Source organism: Streptomyces sp. NPDC101110, assembly GCF_044759525.1.
Classification (GTDB): domain Bacteria; phylum Actinomycetota; class Actinomycetes; order Streptomycetales; family Streptomycetaceae; genus Streptomyces.
The window spans coordinates 97,214-117,472 of record NZ_JBIVZM010000017.1 but is presented as its reverse complement, the minus strand read 5'-3'; the positions used below and the strand labels follow the sequence as shown (position 1 = coordinate 117,472).

General features: G+C 68.3%; 15 protein-coding genes. 12 read left to right on the top strand and 3 right to left on the bottom strand.

Features of this window, described 5'->3' with window-relative positions; all coding sequences use genetic code 11:
- The first annotated feature begins 98 nt into the window (after nt 1–98).
- From ngcE to ACIQU3_RS32230, 9 genes are all read left to right on the top strand, one after another.
- On the top strand, nt 99–1,553 hold the full coding sequence (ngcE, locus tag ACIQU3_RS32270; protein ID WP_366714460.1) for an N-acetylglucosamine/diacetylchitobiose ABC transporter substrate-binding protein: 1,455 nt from the start codon (nt 99–101) through the stop codon (nt 1,551–1,553).
- A 42-nt stretch (nt 1,554–1,595) separates the two neighbouring features.
- Nucleotides 1,596–2,522, top strand: a complete 927-nt coding sequence (locus ACIQU3_RS32265; RefSeq protein ID WP_031104949.1) for a carbohydrate ABC transporter permease — start codon at nt 1,596–1,598, stop codon at nt 2,520–2,522.
- Between the two features lie 3 nt (nt 2,523–2,525).
- The gene (locus tag ACIQU3_RS32260; protein ID WP_403741343.1) at nt 2,526–3,449 is read left to right on the top strand and encodes a carbohydrate ABC transporter permease; all 924 of its coding nucleotides are present in this window, start codon (nt 2,526–2,528) and stop codon (nt 3,447–3,449) included.
- 252 nt (nt 3,450–3,701) lie between these two features.
- Nucleotides 3,702–4,913, top strand: a complete 1,212-nt coding sequence (locus ACIQU3_RS32255; RefSeq protein WP_403741340.1) for an ROK family protein — start codon at nt 3,702–3,704, stop codon at nt 4,911–4,913.
- 133 nt (nt 4,914–5,046) lie between these two features.
- Nucleotides 5,047–6,147: a sugar ABC transporter substrate-binding protein gene (locus ACIQU3_RS32250; protein WP_403741585.1), complete on the top strand. Its 1,101-nt coding sequence runs from the start codon at nt 5,047–5,049 to the stop codon at nt 6,145–6,147.
- 189 nt (nt 6,148–6,336) lie between these two features.
- Entirely contained in the window at nt 6,337–7,128 is a 792-nt protein-coding gene (locus ACIQU3_RS32245) for an ATP-binding cassette domain-containing protein (protein ID WP_403741337.1), read from the top strand.
- On the top strand, nt 7,125–8,417 hold the full coding sequence (locus tag ACIQU3_RS32240; RefSeq protein WP_403741335.1) for a sugar ABC transporter permease: 1,293 nt from the start codon (nt 7,125–7,127) through the stop codon (nt 8,415–8,417). The genes ACIQU3_RS32245 and ACIQU3_RS32240 overlap by 4 nt, the downstream gene beginning before the upstream one ends.
- A 182-nt stretch (nt 8,418–8,599) precedes the next feature.
- Nucleotides 8,600–10,522, top strand: a complete 1,923-nt coding sequence (gene dxs / locus ACIQU3_RS32235; protein ID WP_403741333.1) for a 1-deoxy-D-xylulose-5-phosphate synthase — start codon at nt 8,600–8,602, stop codon at nt 10,520–10,522.
- A 146-nt stretch (nt 10,523–10,668) separates the two neighbouring features.
- On the top strand, nt 10,669–12,183 hold the full coding sequence (locus tag ACIQU3_RS32230) for an amino acid permease (protein WP_403741328.1): 1,515 nt from the start codon (nt 10,669–10,671) through the stop codon (nt 12,181–12,183).
- A gap of 147 nt (nt 12,184–12,330) precedes the next feature.
- Here the strand turns inward: ACIQU3_RS32230 and ACIQU3_RS32225 are convergent, their stop codons facing one another.
- Entirely contained in the window at nt 12,331–12,702 is a 372-nt protein-coding gene (locus ACIQU3_RS32225; RefSeq protein WP_403741325.1) for an NTP pyrophosphohydrolase, read from the bottom strand.
- 83 nt (nt 12,703–12,785) lie between these two features.
- Here ACIQU3_RS32225 and ACIQU3_RS32220 point away from each other — a divergent pair, with 83 nt between their 5' ends.
- From ACIQU3_RS32220 to ACIQU3_RS32210, 3 genes are all read left to right on the top strand, one after another.
- Nucleotides 12,786–13,805 (top strand): hypothetical protein, encoded by a 1,020-nt coding sequence (locus ACIQU3_RS32220; RefSeq protein ID WP_403741322.1) that lies wholly within the window; start codon nt 12,786–12,788, stop codon nt 13,803–13,805.
- A gap of 231 nt (nt 13,806–14,036) precedes the next feature.
- Nucleotides 14,037–15,308, top strand: coding sequence for a nucleotide sugar dehydrogenase (locus ACIQU3_RS32215; RefSeq protein ID WP_403741319.1), 1,272 nt, complete (start codon nt 14,037–14,039; stop codon nt 15,306–15,308).
- Entirely contained in the window at nt 15,305–17,074 is a 1,770-nt protein-coding gene (locus ACIQU3_RS32210) for a glycosyltransferase (RefSeq protein WP_403741314.1), read from the top strand. Before ACIQU3_RS32215 ends, ACIQU3_RS32210 begins: the two co-directional genes overlap by 4 nt.
- Before the next feature lie 87 nt (nt 17,075–17,161).
- Here the strand turns inward: ACIQU3_RS32210 and ACIQU3_RS32205 are convergent, their stop codons facing one another.
- Together ACIQU3_RS32205 and ACIQU3_RS32200 are read right to left on the bottom strand one after the other, a co-directional pair.
- The gene (locus ACIQU3_RS32205) at nt 17,162–18,589 is read right to left on the bottom strand and encodes a polysaccharide deacetylase family protein (protein ID WP_403741311.1); all 1,428 of its coding nucleotides are present in this window, start codon (nt 18,587–18,589) and stop codon (nt 17,162–17,164) included.
- 56 nt (nt 18,590–18,645) lie between these two features.
- Nucleotides 18,646–20,097, bottom strand: a complete 1,452-nt coding sequence (locus ACIQU3_RS32200; RefSeq protein ID WP_403741308.1) for a cellulose binding domain-containing protein — start codon at nt 20,095–20,097, stop codon at nt 18,646–18,648.
- Between the last annotated feature and the right edge of the window lie 162 nt (nt 20,098–20,259).

Below are 20,259 nucleotides of genomic sequence, written 5' to 3'. Positions count from 1 at the left end.
GACCACCCGCACTTCCTGCACGACCCAGCTTGACCCGATCGCGGTGCCGGGAGGATCCGGTTCACCGCCTGAGTCCTGGAGAAGGCGAGGACTTGAGCATGGGATCCACTTCCGCCGAGCACCACGGCACCGAAGGTGTCGGCCGCCGTGATCTGATCAAGAGGTCCGCCGCGCTCGGGCTGATCTCCGTTCCCACCATGAGCTTCCTGTCCGCCTGCGCGAGCAGCGGCGGCGACGACAGCGGGGACAAGGCCAAAGCAGGCAAGAAGACCGCGAAGAACCCGCTCGCCGTCAACGACACGGCCGGCATGGAATTCGTCCTGTTCGACGGCGGTTTCGGCAAGGAGTACGCCGAGGACGCCGTGAAGATCTACGAGAAGAACTTCCCCAAGGCGTCGGTGAAGTTCTCCGCCACCCAGAAGATCCAGTCCACACTCCAGCCCCGCTTCAACCAGGGCACCCCGCCGGACCTCATCGACAACTCCGGTGCCGAGCAGATGGACATGGGTGTCCTGGTCGGCAAGAACCAGCTCACCGACCTCACGCCGCTGCTGGACGCGCCCTCCTATGACGACCCGAACAAGAAGGTCCGCGACACGCTGCGCCCCGGCATCGTGGAGATGGGCCAGTTCGACGGCGAGAAGGTCTGGATCCTCTACTACGCCTACACGGTGTACGGCGTCTGGTACTCGCAGAAGGCCCTGGACTCGCTCGACGAGCAGTACCCCGAGACCTGGGACCAGATGCTCGCGGTCTGCGCCAAGGCCAAGAAGAAGGGCATGGCGGGCTGGACGTACGCGGGCAAATACCCGTACTACCTCCCCTTCTCGCTCTACCCGATGATCGGCAAGGTCGGCGGCCGCGAGGTCCTGGACGCCATCGACAACCTGGAGCCCAACGCCTGGAAGCACCCGGCCGTCAAGGCCTGCTTCGAGGCGTACTACGAGCTCTACAAGAAGGGCTACGTCCTCAAGGGCACCCCGGGCCTGGACCACATCCAGTCGCAGACCGCGTGGGCCGAGGGCAAGGCGCTGTTCATCCCCAACGGCTCCTGGGTGGAGAACGAGTCGGCGAACGTCATCCCGAAGGACTTCGACCTGGCCGTTTCCGCGCCCACCGGCCTCGACTCCTCCGACAAGATGCCGTTCGGCACCATCTGGGCCTCCGGCGGCGAACCTTTCATCGTCCCGGCCAAGGCGAAGAACGCCGCCGGCGGCATGGAGCAGCTGCGCATCATGCTCAGCGAGGCCTCATCGAAGAACTTCACCGGCAAGGTGAAGTCGCTGACCGCGTACAACGGCGGCACCGACGGCATCGCCCTCACCCCCGGTCTGAAATCCGGTGTCGCGGCACTGGACAAGGCCGGCGAGAACGTGGTGAATCCCCGTATGCAGGACTGGTACGTGCAGTTGCAGAAGGAGAAGATCGGAGTTTCCGGCCTCGGCGAGATGATGGCCGGCCGTCTGACTCCCGCCGAGGCCATCAAGAAGATCCAGGGCTTCGCCGACGAGACCGCCAAGGACGACTCCATCAAGCACTACAAGCACCAGTAAGAGCACCGGAAAACAAATTCCGCACACGGCACCGGAGTGGCGATGCAGCACGGCAAGTACCGGTTCATCGTGGGCTTCCTCGCGTTGCCCCTGGGACTGTACGCGCTCTTCGTGGTCTGGCCGTTCATCCAGTCCATCTACTACTCGTTCACGGACTGGACCGGCCTCAGCCCCGAATTCAAGATGGTCGGTTTCGACAACTACAGCCGCATGCTCGACGACGACATCTTCTGGAAGTCGTTGCAGCACAGCCTGCTGTTCGCCCTCCTGCTGCCGGTGGTGACGATCGGCCTCGCGCTGTTCTTCGCCTTCATGATCAACGTAGGCGGCAGAAAACGGAGAAACGGGCCAGTCATCACCGGCGTCCGCGGCTCCGGTTTCTACAAAATCGTCTACTTCTTCCCGCAGGTCCTCTCGATCGCCATCGTCGCGCTGCTGTTCGCGTTCGCGTACAACCCGGACAGCGGCGCGATCAACTCGCTCCTGCGCGGGATCGGCCTGGACGACGTCCAGCCCCTCTGGCTCGGCGACCCTGATCTGGCCCTCTGGGCGGTGATGGGGGTCCTCGTCTGGTCCACGGTCGGCTTCTTCGTGGTCCTCTTCTCCGCCGGCATGGCCTCCATCCCGGCGGAGATGTACGAGGCAGCGCTGCTGGACGGCGCGAACCGCGTCACCACGTTCTTCCGGGTCACCCTGCCCCTCCTCTGGGACACCGTGCAGTCCGGCTGGGTCTACATGGGCATCCTCGCCCTGGGCGCCGAGTCGTTCGCGGTCGTGCAGATCATGACCACCGGGCCGGGCGGTCCCGACTACTCGACCACCGTCATGGTCCTGTACGTGTACCAGAAGGCGTTCCGTGACGGGCAGGCCGCCTACGCCACCACCATCGGTGTCGCCCTGCTCGTCGTCACCCTGGCCTTCGCCGCCGTGGTGATGCGGCTGGGCCGTCGCGAGCGGCTGGAGTACTGACCGATGAAGACGACCGAAACCCCCGCGCCGCTCCCGGCCGAGTCCGGGGCCCCGATCACCAAGACGGACATCCGGCCCCTCCCTCCCGTGAAGGAGAAGAAGGAGGGCACGGTCCTCAACGTCTTCTCCCACGGCGTCCTGGTCATCTGGGCGTTCATGGTGGTCATGCCGCTGCTCTGGGCGGTCATGACGTCCTTCAAGGACGACCGCTCCATCTTCAGCTCGCCCTGGTCGCTCCCGGACTCGCTGCACTTCGACAACTGGTCGCGGGCGTGGACGCAGGCCAACATGAGCGACTACTTCCTCAACACGGTGCTCGTGGTGGGCGGTTCACTCATCGGCACCCTGGTGCTGGGCTCCATGGCGGCCTACGTCCTGGCCCGCTTCGACTTCCCGGGCAACCGCTTCATCTACTTCCTGTTCATCGGCGGCATGAGCTTCCCGATCATGCTCGCGCTGGTCCCGCTGTTCTACGTCGTGAACAACATGGGCCTGCTGAACACCATCCACGGCCTGATCCTGGTGTACATCGCCTATTCGCTGCCGTTCACGGTGTTCTTTCTCACGGCGTTCTTCCGCACCCTGCCGACGTCGATCGCCGAAGCGGCCTTCGTCGACGGCGCGTCGCACAGCCGCACGTTCTTCCAGATCATGCTGCCCATGGCCAAGCCGGGCCTGATCAGCGTCGGCATCTTCAACTTCCTGGGTCAGTGGAACCAGTACATGCTCCCCACGGTCCTCAACACCGACCCCGACAAGCGGGTCCTCACCCAGGGCCTGGTGCAGCTGGCGGTCAGCCAGGGGTACAAGGGTGACTGGTCAGGCCTCTTCGCGGGCCTCGTGATGGCGATGCTGCCGGTGCTGGCGGCGTACATCATCTTCCAGCGGCAGGTGGTGCAGGGGCTGACGGCGGGGGCCTTGAAGTAGCGCGCCGAGTTGCGGTGACGCCGGCGCCCCGGCCACCCGGCGGAAGGCGAAGCCGCGCACCCCTGAGGCAGCCGTACCGACCACCGCACGCAGAAAGCGCGTACCCCCGCATAGCGCTCCGCGACGATCCGCGCACGCCCCGGAATCAGTTCAACCTCTTGACGGGAGGCGACCCGAACGGCTCAGCTTAGAGTTCACTAGTTGGACATAGACGGGGCCTCATCGAAGCGGCCCCGTGCGCAGGAGGTCGTCGTGGAGACTCCGGGGTCGCAGTCGTCGCTGCACCGAGCCAACCTGGAGCGGGTCGTACGCGCCGTGCGCCTCGCCGGCTCCCTCACCCAGGCCGAGATCGCGCGGACGACAGGTCTGTCCGCGGCGACGGTCTCCAACATCGTCCGGGAGTTGAAGGACGGCGGCACCGTCGAGGTCACACCGACCTCCGCGGGCGGCCGCAGGGCCCGCAGCGTGTCGCTGAGCGGCGACGCCGGCATCGTCATCGGCGTCGACTTCGGCCACACCCACCTCCGCGTCGCCATCGGCAACCTCGCTCACCAGGTCCTCGCCGAGGAATCCGAGCCCCTCGACGTCGACGCCTCGTCGACCCAGGGCTTCGACCGCGCGGAACAGCTGGTCAGCCGTCTGATCGAAGCCACCGGCGTGGACCGCTCCAAGATCGCCGGCGTCGGCCTCGGCGTCCCCGGCCCCATCGACGTCGAGTCCGGGACGCTCGGCTCGACCGCCATCCTGCCCGGCTGGACCGGCACCAAGCCCGCGGAGGAGCTCCGCGGGCGCCTCGGCGTCCCCGTGCACGTGGACAACGACGCCAACCTCGGCGCCCTCGGCGAGATGGTCTGGGGCAGCGGCCGAGGCGTCCGCGACCTCGCCTACATCAAGGTCGCCAGCGGCGTCGGCGCCGGTCTGGTGATAGACGGAAAGATCTACCGGGGACCCGGAGGCACCGCCGGAGAAATCGGACATATTACACTCGATGAATCCGGCCCGGTGTGCCGCTGCGGCAACCGCGGCTGCCTGGAGACCTTCGCGGCCGCGCGCTATGTGCTCCCGCTCCTCCAGTCCAGTCACGGCACCGATCTGACCATGGAAGGCGTCGTACGGCTCGCGCGGGACGGAGACCCGGGCTGCCGTCGGGTGATCGCCGACGTCGGCCGCCACATCGGCAGTGGAGTGGCCAATCTCTGCAACCTGCTGAACCCGAGCCGGGTGGTCCTCGGCGGTGATCTCGCCGAGGCCGGTGAGCTGGTGCTCGGGCCGATCCGGGAGTCCGTCGGCCGCTACGCGATCCCCAGTGCGGCACGTCAGCTGTCCGTTCTCCCCGGTGCCCTCGGCGGCCGTGCGGAGGTGCTCGGAGCGCTCGCTCTCGCCCTCAGCGAGATGGGCGATTCGACCCTTCTTGACGGAACTGCCCCGGGTGCACCGAAGGCGGCCACCCCTGCCTTCACTTAGAGAACGGATGGCACCGTTGCCATCTCGTTAAGGATTTACTTCTTGACGTCGCACGTGTGGCCGAGTTGACTTCCAGCCACCTCGGCCGCAATGTCGCGGCCTCGTCAGGGAGGTTTGTGAAGTGAACACGCGTATGCGCCGCGCCGCTGTCGCTATTGCCGCCGGTGCGATGGCCGTTTCGCTTGCTGCCTGTGGCAGCGCCAAGGAGTCGGGCGACAACGCCGATTCCTCCGGGTCCGCCAAGAAGGGCAACGACATCAAGGTCGGCTTGCTCCTTCCGGAGAACGCGACCGCCCGTTACGAGAAGTTCGACCGGCCGCTCATCGAGAAGAAGGTCAAGGAGCTCACCGACGGCAAGGGCGAGGTCGTCTACGCCAACGCCAAGCAGGACGCCAGCACGCAGAACCAGCAGGTCGACACGATGGTGACCAACAAGGTCGACGTGCTGATCGTGGATGCGGTGGACTCCAAGGCCATCGCCGGCTCGGTGAAGAAGGCCAAGGACGCGGGCATCCCCGTCGTCGCCTACGACCGCCTGGCCGAGGGCCCGATCGACGCCTACACCTCGTTCGACAACGTCACCGTCGGCAAGACCCAGGGCGAGGCCCTGCTGAAGGCCCTCGGCGGCAAGGCCAAGGACGGCCAGATCGTCATGATGAACGGGTCCTCCACCGACCCGAACGCCGCCCAGTTCAAGCAGGGCGCCCACGAGGTGCTCGACGGCAAGGTGAAGATCGGCCGCGAGTACGACACCAAGGAGTGGAAGCCGGAGAACGCCAACGCCAACATGGAGGGCGCCATCTCCGCCCTCGGCAAGGACAAGATCGTCGGCGTCTACTCCGCCAACGACGGCATGGCGGGCGGCATCATCACCGCCCTGAAGGCCGCCGGCATCGCCGACGTCCCGGTCACCGGCCAGGACGCCGAGCTCGCGGGTGTGCAGCGCATCGTCACCGGTGAGCAGTACATGAGCGTCTACAAGCCCTACCCGCAGGAGGCGGACGTCGCGGCCGAGATGGCCGTCGCCCTCGCCCAGGGCAAGTCGCTCGACTCGATCGCCAAGGACAAGGTCGACAGCCCGACCACCAAGGCCGTGCCGTCGGTCCTCGTCCCGGTCGTCTCGCTGACCAAGGACAACATCAAGGACACCGTCATCAAGGACGGCATCTACACCGTGAACGAGATCTGCGCGGGCAAGTTCAAGGCCGCCTGCGACAAGGCCGGTCTCAGCTAAGCAGCCGTCAGGTCCTGCCGGGTCGCGGGAGTCCGCCCACGGACTCCCGTGAGCCACGGACAAGGATCGGCTGCCCCTGAGTTCCTCCGGCGCCCCGCCACATCAGCCCCGCAAGCTATGCGGGGCGCCGGAGCGATCACTCCTCCCACACTTCTGCACAACCTCCCGCCGGGTCAGGCGGCGAAGGAGATGGTTCACGTGTCCGCTACGCCCGTGCTGGCGTTGCGCGGGGTCTCCAAGCGGTTCGGTGCCGTTCAGGCGCTCACCGACGTAGAGCTTGAGGTCCACGCCGGTGAAGTGGTCGCCCTGGTGGGCGACAACGGCGCCGGAAAGTCCACGCTGGTCAAGACGATCGCCGGCGTGCACCCCATCGATGAGGGCGTCATCGAATGGGACGGCAGTTCCGTCCAGATCAACAAGCCGCACGACGCCCAGAACCTGGGCATCGCGACCGTCTACCAGGACCTCGCGCTCTGCGACAACATCGACGTCGTCGGCAACCTCTACCTGGGCCGGGAGATCCGCAAGCGCGGCGTCCTGGACGAGGTGGAGATGGAGCGCCGCTCCCGCGAGCTGCTCGACACGCTGTCGATCCGCATCCCCAGCGTGCGCATCCCGATCGCCTCGCTCTCCGGCGGTCAGCGCCAGACCGTGGCCATCGCCCGTTCCATGCTCGGCGAGCCCAAGCTGGTCATCCTCGACGAGCCCACCGCCGCCCTCGGCGTCGAGCAGACCGCGCAGGTCCTCGACCTGGTCGAGCGGCTGCGCGAGCGCGGCCACGCCGTGATCCTCATCAGCCACAACATGGCCGACGTGAAGGCCGTCGCGGACAAGGTCGCCGTGCTGCGCCTCGGCCGCAACAACGGCGTCTTCGAGGTCAAGTCGACCTCGCAGGAAGAGATCATCTCCGCCATCACCGGCGCCACCGACAACGCCGTGACCCGCCGTGCGGCGCGCACGAACGGGGAGGTTTCCAAGTGAGCATCGACAAGACCTCCACGGCTCCCGACGAGCACGTCGTGGAGAACCCCGAGGCGGCCAAGGCCGCCGTCACGGTCGTCGACCCCCGGCTGCTGGTGCGCGAGCAGGGCCTCAAGGGCTACGTCTCCGAGTTCAAGCGGAAGATGAAGTCCGGTGACCTGGGCTCCATCCCGGTCGTCATCGGTCTGGCGATCATCTGGCTCATCTTCGCGAGCCTGAACTCCAACTTCCTCACCGCGGGCAACCTGTCCGACATGTCCGTCGCCATGGTCGGCACGGGCATGATCGCCGTCGGCATCGTGTTCGTGCTGCTGCTCGGCGAGATCGACCTGTCGGTCGGCTCGGTGTCCGGTGTCGCGGGCGCCAGCTTCGCGGTGCTGAACGTCACCAACGGCATGAACGAGTGGCTCGCCTTCGTGCTGGCCATCCTCACCGGCACGGTCGCCGGTGTGCTGCACGGCTTCTTCTTCGCGAAGATCGGCGTCCCCGCGTTCGCCGTCACCCTGGCCGGTCTGCTGTTCTGGAACGGCCTCATGCTCCAGATCCTCGGCGACAACGGCACCATCAACCTCGACCCGGACGGGGTCGTGGCCCAGCTGACCAGCTACTACTTCTCCGACGTGGCCGCCGCGTACGCGCTGGCCGCGGTGGTGACCGCCGGGTTCTTCCTCAGCTCCTTCCTCGGCAACCGGCGCCGCGAGGCCGCCGGCGTGCCGTCCCGGCCGCTGAGCGAGACCATCGTGCGGACCGTGCTGCTGGCAGTGCTCTCGTTCACCGTCGCCATCGTCTTCAACCAGTACAAGGGCCTGCCGCTCGCCGTGGTGATCTTCATCGCGGTACTGCTGGTCACGGACTTCGTACTGCGCCGCACGTCGTACGGCCGGAAGGTGTTCGCGCTCGGCGGCAGCGTCGAGGCCTCCCGCCGCGCCGGCATCAACGTGGAGATGGTCCGGATCTCGGTGTTCGCGATCTCCGGTACCTTCGCCGCGGTCGGCGGCCTGTTCATCGCCTCCAAGATCGCGGCGGCCAACCAGGGCGCCGGTGGCGGTGACCTGCTGATGAACGCGATCGCCGCGGCGGTCATCGGCGGCACGTCGCTGTTCGGCGGCCGCGGACGCACCTGGAACGCCCTGCTGGGTGTCCTGGTGATCGTGTCCATCCAGTACGGCCTGGCCCTGGAGGGCATCGCCTCCCCGGTCCAGTACATGATCACCGGTGGTGTGCTGCTGGCCACGGTCGTGATCGACGCCGTCACCCGGAAGACGCAGAAGACCGCAGGTCGCGCGTAGCGCTGAGTGACACCTCCTGTGCCCGGTACCCCACAGGTACCGGGCACAGCTGTGTCGTAGCGGTGGCGCACCATGGGTAGAGCCGAACGCGTGACGTACGACGCACAGCCTCGGCGTCGCCCGCAAAGGCGGAACATTAGACTCGACAAGCCCGGCAACAGCTCTACTGCAAGGAGGCACGGGTGCCGCTGCTGACCCGAATCACGGGACCGCGCGATCTGGACCGGCTCAACCTGGAGGAGCTGAACCAGCTGGCGGAGGAGATCCGGAGCTTCCTCGTCGAAGCGGTCTCCAAGACCGGCGGTCACCTCGGCCCCAACCTCGGCGTGGTGGAGCTCACCATCGCCCTGCACCGGGTCTTCGACTCGCCCAGGGACAAGGTGCTCTGGGACACCGGCCACCAGTCCTACGTCCACAAGCTGCTCACCGGCCGCCAGGACTTCTCGAAGCTGAAGATGAAGGGCGGCCTGTCCGGCTACCCCTCGCAGGCCGAGTCCGAGCACGACGTCATCGAGAACTCGCACGCCTCGACCGTCCTCGGCTGGGCCGACGGCATCGCCAAGGCCAACCAGATCATGGAGCGCGACGACCACGTCGTGGCCGTGATCGGTGACGGCGCGCTGACCGGGGGCATGGCCTGGGAGGCGCTGAACAACATCGCCGACGCCAAGGACCGGCCCCTCGTCATCGTCGTCAACGACAACGAGCGGTCCTACGCGCCGACCATCGGCGGCCTCGCCAACCACCTGGCGACCCTGCGGACCACGGACGGCTACGAGCGTTTCCTGGCCCGCACCAAGGAGGTCCTGGAGCGCACCCCCGTCGTCGGGCAGGCGCTCTACGACACCCTGCACGGCGCGAAGAAGGGCCTGAAGGACTTCATCGCCCCGCAGGGCATGTTCGAGGATCTCGGCCTGAAGTACGTCGGCCCGATCGACGGGCACGACCTGGAGGCGCTGGAGTCCGCCCTGGCGAAGGCCAAGCGGTTCGGCGGGCCGGTCATCGTGCACTGCCTCACCGAGAAGGGCCGCGGCTACCAGCCGGCCCTCCAGGACGAGGCGGACCGCTTCCACGCCGTCGGCAAGATCCACCCCGACACGGGCCTGCCGATCGCCAGCTCCGGCGCCGACTGGACGTCCGTCTTCGGCGAGGAGATGGTCAAGCTCGGCGAGGAGCGGAAGGACATCGTCGCCATCACGGCGGCCATGCTCCAGCCGGTGGGCCTGGACAAGTTCGCCAAGCGCTTCCCCAAGCGCGTATACGACGTCGGCATCGCCGAGCAGCACGGCGCAGTCTCCGCGGCCGGCCTGGCCACGGGCGGCGTGCACCCGGTGTTCGCCGTGTACGCGACCTTCCTCAACCGCGCCTTCGACCAGGTGCTGATGGACGTGGCCCTGCACAAGTGCGGCGTGACCTTCGTCCTCGACCGGGCCGGTGTCACCGGCACCGACGGCGCCTCCCACAACGGCATGTGGGACATGTCGATCCTCCAGGTCGTGCCCGGACTGCGGCTGGCCGCGCCGCGTGACGCGGACCAGGTCCGTGCCCAGCTGCGCGAGGCCGTCGCCGTCGACGACGCACCGACCGTGGTCCGCTTCTCCAAGGGCGCCGTCGGTCCCGCCGTGCCCGCCGTGCGACGTGTCGGCGGCATGGACGTCCTGCGTGAGCCCGGCACCGACCGGCCGGACGTGCTGCTGGTCTCCGTCGGGGCCCTCGCGCCGATGTGCCTGGAGATCGCCGCCCTGCTCGACAAGCAGGGCATCTCCACGACCGTCGTCGACCCGCGCTGGGTCAAGCCCGTCGACGAGGCCATGGCACCGCTCGCCGAGCAGCACCGCGTGGTCGTCACCGTCGAGGACAACAGCCGGGTCGGCGGAGTCGGCTCGGCGATCGCGCAGGCGCTGCGCGATGCGGGCGTCGACGTGCCGCTGCGCGACTTCGGCATCCCGCCGCGCTTCCTCGACCACGCCTCGCGTGCGGAGGTCCTGGCCGAGATCGGTCTCACCGCGCCGGACATCGCCCGGCAGGTGACCGGGCTGGTCGCCAAGCTGGACGGCCGCTACGAGCGCAGTGCGGCGGATGCCGTGGACGCCGCCCGCGACTGACGCGGCCGAACGGGTGCGAGATGGGCCGGTTTCCCCGCCGTGAGGGTGGTGGAACCGGCCCATTGGCGTGAATTGGTCCGTGCCGGGGCATACGGATGGTGCCACCTCTCGATCATGTCGAGGACGACAAGCGTGGGAGGTACCCCGTGAGCAGTACCCTCTTCCGGACGAAGAAGGTCGAGCAGTCCATCCTCGACACCGAGGAACCAGAGCACGCGCTCAAGAAATCCCTGTCCGCGCTGGATCTGACCGTCTTCGGCGTCGGTGTGATCATCGGTACCGGCATCTTCGTTCTCACCGGCACAGTCGCCAAGAACAACGCCGGGCCTGCCACGGCTCTGGCGTTCGTGGCGGCCGGCGTCGCCTGCGCCCTGGCCGCCCTCTGTTACGCCGAGTTCGCGTCCACGGTCCCGGTCGCCGGGTCCGCCTACACGTTCTCGTACGCCTCCCTCGGTGAACTGCCCGCCTGGATCATCGGCTGGGACCTGGTTCTGGAGTTCGCTCTCGGTACGGCGGTGGTGGCCGTCGGCTGGTCCGGCTACATCCAGTCGCTCATGGACAACGCGGGCTGGACGATGCCCGCGGGTCTGGGCAGCCGGGAGGGCGCCGACGCCTTCGGCTTCGACATCCTCGCCGCCGCGCTCGTCCTCGTCCTCACCGGCATCCTCGTGATCGGCATGAAGCTGTCCGCGCGGATCACGTCGCTCGTCGTCGCCATCAAGGTGACCGTCGTCCTCGTGGTGATCATCGCGGGTGCGTTCCTCATCGAGGGGAAGAACTACGACCCGTTCATCCCGAAGGAGAAGCCTGTGGAGGCCGGGGCGAGTCTCGACTCCCCTCTGATCCAGCTCATGTTCGGCTGGGCGCCCTCCAACTTCGGCGTGATGGGTATCTTCACCGCCGCCTCGGTCGTGTTCTTCGCCTTCATCGGCTTCGACGTCGTGGCCACGGCGGCGGAAGAGACCAAGAACCCGCAGCGCGACATGCCGCGCGGCATCCTCGGCTCCCTCGTCATCTGCACGACGCTGTACGTCCTTGTGTCGATCGTCGTCACCGGCATGCAGCACTACACCGAGCTGTCCGTCGACGCCCCACTCGCCGATGCCTTCAAGGCCACCGGGCACCCGTGGTACGCGGGCTTCATCAGCTTCGGCGCCGCGGTCGGCCTGACGACGGTGTGCATGATCCTGCTGCTGGGGCAGACCCGGGTGTTCTTCGCGATGAGCCGGGACGGGTTGCTGCCACGGTTCTTCTCGCGGGTCCACCCGCGGTTCAAGACGCCGCACCGGCCCACGATCCTGCTCGGCGTGCTCATCGCGGTCCTCGCCGGGTTCACGCCGCTGACGGAGCTCGCCGCGCTGGTCAACATCGGCACGCTGTTCGCCTTCGTGGTCGTCGCGATCGGCGTGATCATCCTCCGCCGGACCCGGCCCGACCTGCCCAGGTCGTTCCGCACCCCGTGGGTGCCGGTCATCCCGATCCTGTCGGTGTGCGCCTCCCTGTGGCTGATGATCAACCTGCCGGCCGAGACGTGGGTCCGCTTCGCCATCTGGATGGCCGTCGGCTTCCTCGTCTACTTCCTGTACGGCCGCAGCCACAGCCGTCTGGCCCGCGGCGAGGCGCGAGAGGAACAGCCCGGCGTGGGCGGCGGCACGCCGTAAGCGCTGGGGTTCGGCGGTCGTCTGCCGCTGCGGGCGGTACGGGTGGGCGACGGGGTCCCTCCCCACTCGAGCGGAGCCGAGAGCCTGGGGGAGGCACCCCGCGTCGCCGGGTTGCGGACACCCGGTCGCAGCCCCTACGGCCCGCACCTATGGACGTACGGACCGCGGCCCCGCCACCTCCGCCCCCAGCTCCCCGACCCGCCTGCGCAGCTCCCGGTCCGCCGTGATCACCAGGACGGGGCGCTCAGCGGCCGAGGCCACGACCTCGACGATGTGGTCGTCTCCGCTGCCCGGCGCGGACGACACCCGCACCCCGGGCACGGACTCCACCCCGCGTGCCGCCCCCTCCACGACCAGGACGATCTCCACCGGTCCGGCGACGGCCGGAACGCCGTCCGAGGCCAACCGGTCCCGCAGCCGTTCCGCCGCACCCCGGCGGTCCCGCCACCAGCCGTCCGGCACGGAACCGACGACGTTCGCGGCGTCGACCACGACGAGGAGAGGCGATGGCTCGTTCATGTGGCCAGGGTCGCACGGGAGATGGGCCGGGGACGGGGGAGGGGCGTGCGCGCCGGGCCCGGGCTGCCGCATAAAGTGAACACGTGAACGGCGACTGGCTCATCCGCGGCCGCGACGGCCGCCTCACCGTCTACCTGCCCTCCGGCGACGCCGTCCTGTGCCGGGCGGAACGCGGCCCCGGCGGCCTCTGGGAGGACGATCCGCGCACCGTCGGCGGCGCCCAGAAGCTGCACCCGGGGGCGGCGGTCGGACAAGGCGCCGACGGCTACGCGCATCTGGCGGCCTGGCGGCCCACCGCTCCGGGCGAGTCCGGGCTCGTGCACTCCACGCACTTCCGCCCCCACCTCGCGGCCCTGGACTGGACGCCCATCGGCCACCCGGACAAGAAGGGCGACCGTACGGGACCGCCCGCCGTGACCGTGGACGGGGCGGGACGGGGTTATGTGTTCGTGCGTAACGGGAGCGGCGGAGTCAGCCTGCGCAACCAGAAGGTGAAGGGCGGCTGGGGAGGCTGGCTGGACCTCGAAGGTCACGACGTCGAGGGGGAGTTGGCCGCCGTCACGGGCGAGTCGGGGCTGGTCGAGCTGTACGCCTCCGTACCCGGCGGGATCCTGCACTGGCGGCAGGAGTCGGACGGCAGGAAGCCCGTGCGGGCCGAGGGCGTCGACGCGTCCGTCCGTGCGGGCACCCTGCGCGCGCTCGCCACGTCCGCCGAGCACACCACCCTGTTCTTCACCGACGGCTCGGGCGACCTGTGCGCCTGGCGCCCCGGGGAGAAGCCGGTGACACTCCTCGCCTGCGCGGGACCGGGCCCGGTGTCCGCCGTGCGGTGCGAGATCGAAGGGCACGACTGCACGGTCCTCGCGCAGCGGTCGGCGAACGGCCGGGTCGCGTTCGCCGCGTACCCGACCGAGCAGGAATCGGCCGGTGCCTGGTGGACCGAGTCCGGGCCCCGGCTGCCCGCCGACGCCCTGCTGTCGGTGGCGCTGGACGAGCACGACGAGGTCGTCGCCGCGTCGCTCTCGCCGTCGACCGGGACGGTGCTGTTCACCCGCCGCAAGGACGAGCCGGGGCTCGCCCTGGAGGCCTGGCGGGAGATCTGACCGCCTTCAAGAAGCGGAACTGATCCCTTCATCTTGAGGCTCTTGACGCACCAGACACATGAGATGTGTCAAGGGTTGTACAGATGTGTGCGTGACAAGGCGCACCTTGGGTGAACATGGTCAAAAAGTGAAGGTCTTGTTAACCTCCTCGGACTTGTTCGATTTTGCTCGGGGGGCCGGTTGCTGCTGCGTCTGGCCGACGCCGTGGCAACGGGGTTGGGGAATGATGTCGTGAGCAGATCCTCCACGGTGGATCTTGTCGTTGTCGGACTCGGTTACGTGGGGCTGCCGTTGGCCAGGTCCGCCGCCGCCGCGGGCCTGAAGGTGGTCGGTCTCGACCGCAGCCGACGGGTGGTCGACGGACTGAACACCGGCCGTTCACACGTCGACGACATCACCGACGCCGAAGTGCGGGCCATGCTGGAGCAGGGCTTCGAGGCCGTCGACCGGGCCGACGTGATCGCCGGCGCCGCCGCGGTCGTGGTGTGTGTTCCCACGCCGCTCACCGATCACGGCGCCCCGGACCTCGGTGCGGTGCACGCCGCCGTGGACGACATCGCCGCCCACCTCACCGCCGGCACGCTCGTGGTCCTGGAGTCCACGACCTACCCGGGCACGACCGACGAGGTCGTCCGGCCGCGTCTGGAGGCCGGGGGCCTGCGCGTCGGCGTCGACTTCCACCTTGCCTTCTCCCCGGAGCGCATCGACCCGGGCAACCCCTCCTTCGGCCTGGAGAACACCCCCAAGGTCGTCGGCGGCATCACGGCCGACTGCACCAAGGCCGCCCGCTCTCTCTACGAGCGGTTCGTGAACCGGGTCGTCGAGGCCAAGGGCACCCGCGAGGCCGAGATGGCCAAGCTGCTGGAGAACACGTACCGGCACGTCAACATCGCGCTCGTCAACGAGATGTCGATGTTCTGCCGCGAGATCGGCGTCGATCTGTGGGACGCCATCCGGTGCGCTTCCACGAAGCCGTTCGGATTCGCGCCGTTCCACCCCGGCCCGGGCGTCGGTGGGCACTGCATTCCGATCGACCCCAACTACCTGTCGTACAAGGTGCGTTCGCTGGGCATCCCGTTCCGGTTCGTGGAGCTGGCGCAGGAGATCAACCAGCGCATGCCCGTGCACGTGGTGAACCGGGCCGCCGATCTGCTCAACGACCAGGGCAAGGCCGTGCGCGGCTCCCGGGTCCTGCTGCTCGGCGTGACCTACAAGCCGGACATCTCCGACCAGCGGGAGAGCCCGGCCCTGGCCGTCGCGGAGAACCTCCTCGCGCGCGGCGCCGAGCTCGTCTACTTCGACCCGCGGGTCGAGGACTGGCGCGTCGCCGGTGCGCCCGTCGAGCGGGTCGAGGACTACCTCGCCGCCGCCGAGGCCGCCGACCTGACGATCCTGCTCCAGCCGCACCGCGAGATCGACCTCGACGAGCTGGCCGACCGCGCCCGATCGCTCTTCGACACCCGGGGCAAATCCGCCGACCACCCGCGGGTGGTCAAGCTGTGACTTCCGAAGATACGTACATACCCGGGGCCGTCGACTCGGGTGGGCGCCGAGCCCACCGCAAGCGGCGGCACCTGAAGGTCTCGTACTTCGTCTTCCTGGGCCTGGCCGCGCTGATCGCCACCCGGCTCGACGCCGGCTCCCTGCACCTGTACTCCATGGGAGCCATGGGCCTGCTCGCCCTGAAGATGTTCGGCGCCCTCTTCTACCGTCCGGCCAAGGCCGGGCGGGAGGAGCTGGAGTACCTGGAGAACGCCTGGGTCACCGCGGTCATCCCGATCTACAACGAGGACCCGGTGATGTTCGAGCAGGGCATGCGCAGCCTCCTCGCGCAGAGCCGCCTGCCGAACGAGATCCACATCATCGACGACGCCAGCGCCAACGACTCCGGCATCAGGGCCGCGAAGAAGATGCGCCGGGAGTTCGAGGCCAAGGGCGTCAAGTACACCGTCAGCGTCCAGCCCGAGAACAAGGGCAAACGCGAGGCACTCGCACTCGGCTTCGAGGCGGCGCCGTACTCCGACATCTTCCTGTGCGTCGACTCGGACACCGTGCTGTCCCGGGACACCGTGCGCGAGCTGCTGCTGCCGCTGGCCGACGAGAAGATCATGGCCTCCACCGGCATGGTCCTCGCGCTCAACCACGACAGCAACATCTTCACCCGTCTCCAGGACCTGCGCTACGGCAACTCGTTCCTGTTCGAACGGGCCGCCTACTCGCGGCTGAAGTCGGTCCTGTGCTGCTGCGGCGCGCTCTCCGCCTACCGCGGCACGCTGGTGCGCAAGTACCTGCCGGACTTCCTCAACCAGCAGTTCCTCGGCAAGCCGGCCGTCTTCGGTGACGACCGCCGGATGACCAACTACTGCCTGATGGAGGGCCAGGTCGTCTTCCAGGAGACCGCCGTCGGCTACACGGCCGTCCCCGAGAAGCTGCCGCACTTCCTGCGTCAGCAGGTGCGCTGGAACAAGTCCTTCTTCCGCGAGTCGCTCTGGGCGTTCCGGCACCAGAAGAAGTACCGGCCGGCCTTCTGGCTGACCTGCATGGAACTCGCCCTGTGGCTGGTCTTCGGCTCGGCGATGTTCTACTCGATGGTCATCCTGCCCATCATGAAGCCCGCCCAGTTCGTCAACCACATCGGCGACTACCTGGTCTTCATGGTACTGATGGGCTACCTGCGCAACGTGCGCTACCTCGACTTCCCGCGCCGCGGGATGGGCTTCATCAAGCGCTTCGGCATGTTCCTGCTCGCGCCGATCTACGGCGTGATCCAGCTGACGCTGCTGACCCCGCTGCGTTTCTACGCCCTGTTCACCCTCCACAAGGGCAGTTGGGGCACCCGTCAGGGCGGCGTCGAGGTGTCCGTGGCCGGGGACCACGAGAGCGACGTGACGGAGATCTTCGAGGAAGAGGACCCGTACTCCGACAAGAAGGTCACCGAGACGCTCCAACTGATGCGTCTGGAGGGTGTGGCGCTGCGCACCCGGCCCCGCCCGGCGGGCGGCATCCCCTCCCAGCCGCAGCCGATCCCCGGCTACCACGAGGAGCACCACGCGGGCGTCCCGCAGCAGCGCGTGAGCTGGGGGGCACCGGAGCCGGCCGGCGGGCAGCAGTGGCAGGGCGGCGGCCACCCCGGGCATCACGACCCGTACCAGCAGCAGTACCCGGGCCAGGGCGGCCCCGTCCCGCAGCAGGGCGGCTATCCGCACCAGGACCCGTCGTGGCAGCAGGGCCAGGGCCAGGGGCAGGGCTACGGGCAGGGCGGCTGGTAACGCCGCGGGAGAGAACGGAGAGAGGGGCGGCCGGGGGGCCGCCCCTCTCTTGTGTGTCCGGGCGCCGGGCGTGCAGGGCCACGGGCCTCAGGTGTAGGAGGCCATCGCTTCCTCGACCGTCAGCACCGGGATGTCCCGGTCGTCGATCGCCTTCATCAGCGTCTCCAGGCCCGCCTTGCCGATCTCGGTGCTCGTGGCGGGTGCGCCGTCGACGACCTTGTGCAGGCACAGGATCAGCCAGTCGCCGCTGTTGACGCACCGGTCGAGCCGGCCGCCCGCGCCCGTCAGCTTCGACAGGGCCGTACCGCCGATCCCCGTGCCGTCGTTGATCCCCGTGAGCGCCTTCAGGCGGTACGGCATCGCCGGCGCGAACGACTCGATCGTCTCGGAGATGATCGACCGGGCCGTGGTGAAGTGCCGGCTCGCGATCTGGTCGACCGGGACCCCGTCGGAGGTCTTCTGGAACGCGCCGTGCGGATAGGCGAAGTGCTCGCTGGTGAAGCCGTTGGACACCAGCCACTCGCGCAGCTTGCGGAAGTCGTCGTCGGCCTGCTCGGCGGTGAGCTTGGGGTAGCTGGCCGTGTGGACGGCGTTCGCGTACGAGTGGCCGCCCATCTCCCAGCCGGAGAAGTCCTGCATGGACCGCATCTGGTTGAGCGTCAGGAAGCTGCCGGTGCCGATGGCGTCGGCGATGTTGTAGACCGTGCCGGGGAAGCCGAAGCGGTCCATGACCGGCCGGGCAAGATCGTGGATGGACTTGTGGGAGTCGTCGAAGGTGATGGAGACGACGCCCTTGGGAAAGACCGAGACGGTGTCCGGTATCAGCTCGACGGCCTGCAACCGGTAGGTCACCGGACCGCCCGCGTCGTCGTACACGGCGAACGACATGTCCGTGAAGCCGGTCTTCGTGGACGGCTTTCCGTCGGCGCCGATGGAGTACGTGCCGGCCGCCGCGTTGACGTCCGCCCACTGGAGGTGGACGGTCACCCACTCCCCGGACTGGACATAGTTGGCCGAGGTCTTGGAATGGACGTGGTGGGTCCAGGCGAAGTGGTTCGCCAGGGAGCCGCTGCCCAGGTAGAAGACGAGCTTGGCCAGGTTCGTCACGTCGTCGACGCGGAAGACCAGCCGGATCATCTTGCCGGTCATGCTCATCGCGGTCATGCCGGTCTTGCGGACGTAGGACTGCTTGCCGTTGCCGCCCGTGGTCACCCGCACCGACTGGGTGCCGCGCACGAAGACCGACTTGTCGTTCGCCTCCGCCGACGCGGTGCCCGCGCCCCCGGGCGTCCAGCCGTGGCCGGACTGGAACTGCTGGGACCAGGTGGCCCGGCGGTACTTGGGGCGGCGCCCGGAGGGAGCGTAGAGGGGAGGCGTGGTGAGGCCGCCGATGCCTCCCGCGGCGGCCGGGGCGGCGGCGGGCTGCGCCACCACCTTGCCCAGCCATGCGCCACCACCGGCCATGGCGACGCCTCCCGTACCGCCCATCAGCAGGGCGGAGCGCCTGCTGACCACCGGCTTGTCCTCCGTCGCCTCCGCAGCGTGCCTGTGGGCGCCGGACCGCCTTTTCCTCACCGGGACTCCCGTACCGTGTCGAAGTAGTTCATGCCCTCGTCGGTGAAGCCGTCGACAGCGGACTGCACCTGCTTCGCCGAGAGGGTTTCGTTCGCGTTGTAGTAGAGCCAGTCCACCTTCATGTCCCAGGCGCGGTCGCCCTTGAACGGCAGATCGATGAACCAGTGGTTGAAGTTCACGGACATGTCCGCGCGCGGGGCGTACTTGCCGTTGCTGAGGAAGACCTTCTTGCCGTCGAGCCAGTAGGCGACGACGCCGTCCTTCACCCGGATCAGCACGGTGTGCCAGGTGTCGAGGCTCTTGTTGGTGGTCTTGTAGACCCGGTCGTTCGTCTTGTGGTCGAACCAGGTCACGGTGTCGAGCTTGGGGCCGGGCCGGCCCCAGCCGCCGTTCGGCATGTACTCGTTGTCCAGCTCGCTGTACTTCGAGCCCTTGCCGCCGATGGTGTAGAAGGTCTGGTTGACGTGGTCGCCGGAGTCCCCGGTGGACGGCTCGTCGCTGAAGTGGATCCGGGCCGCGTAGGTGCCGTCGCGGAACTTGCTCGCGGCCGTGCCGAGGCTCGCCTGCTTCGTGCCGGCCTCGGTGCCGTCCGTGCTCGCCCGCAGGTTGAGCACCTGGCCGTCGGCGTGGGAGCCCTCGGCGGTGGGGAAGCTGACGCCGCTCGCGGACCAGGTGTTCTCGACGCCCGGGCCGCCCTTGCTGGTGCGGACCAGCCAGCCGTGCTTGAACAGGGCCGGGTCCTTGGGGCCCTGGTAGGTGAAGTCGTCGAACAGCACGCCGGCGGGCCGGGCGGGCAGCGGCTCGGGTGCGGCCTTCGCTGCCGCCGTCTTCTTCCCGTCGCCGGCCTTGGTGCCGTCCGGCTCCTCACCCCAGACGAGGACGCCCCGCTTGTAGGCGGTGATCTTCTCCGCCGCCTTGTAGCTGGTCATCTCCGCGTCGAAGGAGCGGTCGTCGGACTGCTTCAGCTTCTTGTGATCGGTGCGGAAGAGCTGGAGGTCGACGCCCTTGCTGTTGGCGCCGGGCTTCAGGCTGCCCGCGGCGGCCGTGAAGCGTACCTCCAGGTAGTGGTCGGCGGTGTCGGTGGCCTTGTCCATCGCGACGATCCGCCCGGCCACGTTCGAGCAGCCGAAGACCACGTTGACGCAGTTGAAGGCGTACGAGGAGGGGCCTGCCGCGCCGTCTGCCGTGAACCAGTACCGGAGCGTCACATCGCTCAACGGGACTGCTTTGTCGGTGTCGTTGAAGATTTCGAAGGAGGGCTTGGCCGCCGTCGCCGTCGCCGGGGTGTCGGTCCGGTAGCGGACCCTCAGCTCGGGCGGATCCGGGTTCGCGGCCTTCCACATGGGGTAGAGCGCCGTACCGCCGGCGGCGACGACCGCCACGAGGAGCAGGAGCCTGATCTTGGGCCAGACCCGGCGTCGGGGTGTTCGGCGACGAGGGGACGCCACGCAGGACTCCTTCGAGGACACCCGGCGGTCCGCTGTGGAGACCGTCAGATTCAGGTAAACAATGGTCGGATTGTGTGAGGATCCTATCTGTGGCGGCATGCAGAAAGGGGGGCGGGTGCACGGATTGTTACCGTACGCCCCACCCCCCTCAGGGGTAACGCG

Bases quoted from the DNA above. Each gene is read 5' to 3' on its own strand.
- ngcE (WP_366714460.1), top strand. From the start codon at position 99: ATGGGATCCACTTCCGCCGAGCACCACGGCACCGAAGGTGTCGGCCGC.
- ACIQU3_RS32265 (WP_031104949.1), top strand. From the start codon at position 1,596: ATGCAGCACGGCAAGTACCGGTTCATCGTGGGCTTCCTCGCGTTGCCC.
- ACIQU3_RS32260 (WP_403741343.1), top strand. From the start codon at position 2,526: ATGAAGACGACCGAAACCCCCGCGCCGCTCCCGGCCGAGTCCGGGGCC.
- ACIQU3_RS32250 (WP_403741585.1), top strand. From the start codon at position 5,047: ATGCGCCGCGCCGCTGTCGCTATTGCCGCCGGTGCGATGGCCGTTTCG.
- ACIQU3_RS32245 (WP_403741337.1), top strand. From the start codon at position 6,337: ATGGTTCACGTGTCCGCTACGCCCGTGCTGGCGTTGCGCGGGGTCTCC.
- ACIQU3_RS32225 (WP_403741325.1), bottom strand. From the start codon at position 12,702: ATGAACGAGCCATCGCCTCTCCTCGTCGTGGTCGACGCCGCGAACGTC.